This window comes from Nostocoides japonicum T1-X7 (assembly GCF_001046855.1).
Lineage (GTDB): Bacteria > Actinomycetota > Actinomycetes > Actinomycetales > Dermatophilaceae > Nostocoides > Nostocoides japonicum.
Map to the genome: position 1 here is coordinate 4,445,553 of NZ_HF570958.1, position 3,366 is coordinate 4,448,918.

3 protein-coding genes are annotated in these 3,366 nt (G+C 75.2%); all 3 read left to right on the forward strand.

What is annotated here, in order from left to right:
• On the forward strand, positions 1–1,112 hold a 1,112-nt coding region (locus BN12_RS20210; RefSeq protein WP_327152676.1), incomplete at its 5' end, for a FecCD family ABC transporter permease.
• Positions 1,113–1,167: 55 nt separating this feature from the next.
• Complete coding sequence (locus BN12_RS20215) at positions 1,168–2,253, forward strand: FecCD family ABC transporter permease (protein WP_053080133.1); 1,086 nt, start codon at positions 1,168–1,170, stop codon at positions 2,251–2,253.
• 41 nt (positions 2,254–2,294) lie between these two features.
• Positions 2,295–3,134 carry an ABC transporter ATP-binding protein gene (locus BN12_RS20220; protein WP_048556667.1) on the forward strand — a complete coding sequence of 280 codons (840 nt, stop codon included), beginning with the start codon at positions 2,295–2,297 and terminating at the stop codon, positions 3,132–3,134.
• The last annotated feature ends 232 nt before the right edge of the window (positions 3,135–3,366 follow it).

Consider the following 3,366-nt stretch of genomic DNA (forward strand, 5'->3'; position numbering starts at 1 on the left):
CCCAACCCCGCCGGTCCACCGGCCCGGGGCGCGTGACCGCACCACCGGCCCCGTCCGCACCACCGGCATCCCGGCATCCCGCCTCCGGGCCGGCCGTCCCGAGCCCGGGCCGCAGACCCGGCGCCGTGCGGCTCGGCGTCGTCCTCGGGATGGGGGCGATCCTCGCATTCGTCGTGCTCGCCAGCCTGTCCGTGGGATCCAACCCGATCCCGCTCGGCCGCGCCTGGACGCTCCTGCTCCACCCGGACGGCAGCCAGGCATCCGTCGTCCTCCACGACCTGCGGGTGCCGCGCACCGTCGTCGGGCTCGTCGTCGGCGCCGCGCTCGGAGTCGCCGGCTCGCTCATGCAGTCGCTGACCCGCAACCCGCTCGCCGACCCCGGCTTCCTCGGCGTCAACGCCGGCGCCGGGCTCGCCGTCGTCCTCGCGGTCGCGGTCGCCGGGCTCACCGGGGTGTGGTTCTACCTGTGGTTCGCGTTCGCCGGAGCGGCGGCCGCCTCCGTCGCCGTCTACGCGCTCGGGGTCGCCGGCCGCCAGTCGGCGACACCGGTCCGGCTCGCCCTCGCCGGGATGGCGATCAGCGCAGCGCTCTCCGCGCTGACCCAGACGGTCATCCTCGCCGACAAGACGGCATTCAACGAGTTCCGGTTCTGGGTCGTCGGCTCCCTCGAGGGCCGCGGCTGGTCGGTGCTCGCGGCGACCGGGCCGTTCATCGCGATCGGCGGCCTCCTCGCGCTGCTCCTCGGCCCCGCGCTCAACGCCCTCGCTCTCGGCGACGAGACGGGCCGGGCGCTCGGTGTGCGGGTCACGCGCACCCGGGCACTGACGATGATCGCCGTCACGCTGCTGTGCGGGGCCGCGACGGCCGCGGTCGGCCCGCTGACGTTCGTCGGCCTCGCCGTCCCTCTGACTGCGCGTGCCCTCGTCGGCACCGACCAGCGCTGGATCGCCGTGGCCTGCCTCGTCCTCGGCCCGGCGTGGCTCCTCGCGGCCGACGTCCTCGCGCGCGTCGTCGTCGCGCCCGAGGAGGTGCAGGTCGGTATCGTCTCCGCGCTCGCGGGTGCGCCGTTCTTCGTCGCCCTCGTCCGCCGACACAAGGTCGCGCAGCTATGACGGCCCCTCGCCCGCTGCCCCGTTCGCGGCCCCGTCGACACCAGGTCGTGCCGCGATGACCGCCACGAGCGCCCGACCCGTGTCGCGCGTCGGGGCGAGTCGGTCGCGCCGACATGTGCTGTGGCACGTCGGCGGGTTGAGCCTCCGCTTCGAACGGCGCGCCGCCTGGACGTATGCCGTCCTCACCCTTTTCGTCTGCGGGCTCGGGCTCTTCGCGCTCACCCTCGGCGACTACGGCGTCGACGTCCCCCAGGTCGTCGCCGCTCTCCTCGGCCGTGCCGACGACCCGCTGGCCCAGTACTTCGTCACCGACGTCCGCGCCCCGCGGATCGTCGCCGCCCTCCTCGTCGGGGCCGCCCTCGGCGTGTCCGGGGCGATCTTCCAGACGATCTCCGGCAACCCGCTCGGCAGCCCGGACGTCATCGGCTTCTCGACGGGTGCCGCGACGGGTGCGCTCGTCGCGATCATCGTTGGGGGCGCCTCCCCGTCGGGCGTCGCGGTGGGGGCCGTGCTCGGCGGGATCGCCGCGGCGGCCGCCGTGTACCTCCTCGCCTGGCGCGGCGGGGTGGCCGGCTTCCGGCTCGTCCTCGTCGGCATCGGGGTGGCCGCCGCGCTCCGTGCCGTCAACGCCCTCCTCGTCGTCAAGGCGCCCCTCGACGCCGCCCAGGCCGCCGAGCAGTGGCTCGCCGGGTCGCTCAACGGCGCCTCCTGGTCCAAACTCAGCTGGCTGGGTGCGGCCCTCCTCGTCCTCACGCCCATCACGGTCGGTCTGTTCCGCGGGCTCGCCATGCTGCCGCTCGGCGACGAGCTGGCCGGCGGGCTCGGCGTCCGCGTCCAGCGGCTGCGGCTCCTCGTCGTCCTCGTCGGCGTGGCCCTCGTCGCCCTCGCGACCGCTGCCGCAGGTCCGGTCGCCTTCGTCGCCCTCGCCGCGCCGCACCTCGTCCGTCGCCTCACGCGGACGGGCGGCATCGCCCTCGCCGGCGCGGCGCTCATGGGCGCCGCCCTCACCCTCGCCAGCGACGTCATCGCCCAGCGCATCTTCGCCCCGACCCAGCTCGCCGTCGGCGTCGTCACCGGCTCCCTCGGCGGCTGCTACCTCATCGTCCTGCTCGCTCTCGAGTGGAGGAGACACCGCGGATGACCGACCTGTATGCCGATCCCTCCGGCTCCCCCCGACCCACCATGGCGCCCGCCGAGGCAGCACCACGGACAGGATCGGTGCCCCTGGCACGGGCGAGCCGACTCGGCGCCCGCGACCTGCGGGTGGACTACGGCGCGGACCCGATCCTCGACGACGTGTCCGTCGACATCCTCGACGGCGAGCTCACCGTGGTCGTCGGCCCCAACGCCTGCGGGAAGTCGACCCTGCTGCGCGCCCTCGCCCGCGTCCTCCCGGTCCGCGCCGGTGAGATCGACCTCGACGGGCGTCCGATCGGCTCCTACCACCCCAAGGAGGTCGGACGCCGCCTCGGCCTGCTTCCGCAGTCGCCGACCGCGCCCGAAGGCATCGTCGTCGCCGACCTCGTCGCTCGGGGTCGGTACCCCCACCAGAGCCTCCTGCGCCAGTGGTCGCCGGCCGACCAGCGCGCCGTCGACTCGGCGATGGCCGCCGCGAACGTCGTCGACCTCGGCGAGCGGCCCCTCGGAGAGCTGTCCGGCGGGCAGCGGCAGCGGGTGTGGATCGCCATGGCCCTCGCCCAGGAGACCTCGCTGCTCCTCCTCGACGAGCCGACCACGTACCTCGACATCGCCCACCAGCTCGAGGTCCTCGACCTCACCAGGCGGCTGCACCGCGAGGGCCGGACGGTCGTCGTCGTCCTGCACGAGCTGCATCTCGCCTTCCGCTACGCCACCCACCTCATCGTCATGCGCGACGGCGGCATCCTCGCCGAGGGTGCCCCCCGCGACGTCGTCACGGCCGAGCTCATCGAGGCGGTCTTCGACGTGCCGTGCCGCGTCGTCCCCGATCCGGAGACCGGCACGCCGATGGTCATCCCGCTGGCCCGCTGGGGCGAGCGGTGACAGCTCCGGCCCGCCGAACCCCGCCGGAACCCCCTGCGTCGGCGCCCAAACCGCCCCAGCCCGACCCCGCAGCCAAGCAGCCCGGATCCGAACCCGGGCCGAAGCCGCCCGAACCGGCCCGCCGAACCCCGGCCGGACCCCGCGCGTCGGAGCCGAAACCGCCCCAGCCCGACCCCCCAGCCAAGCAGCCTGGATCCGAACCCGGGCCGAAGCCGCCCGAACCGGCCCGCCG

What these genes read in the sequence shown, in the direction of transcription:
- BN12_RS20215 (WP_053080133.1), top strand. Translation starts at nt 1,168, where the DNA reads ATGACCGCCACGAGCGCCCGACCCGTGTCGCGCGTCGGGGCGAGTCGG.
- BN12_RS20220 (WP_048556667.1), top strand. Translation starts at nt 2,295, where the DNA reads ATGGCGCCCGCCGAGGCAGCACCACGGACAGGATCGGTGCCCCTGGCA.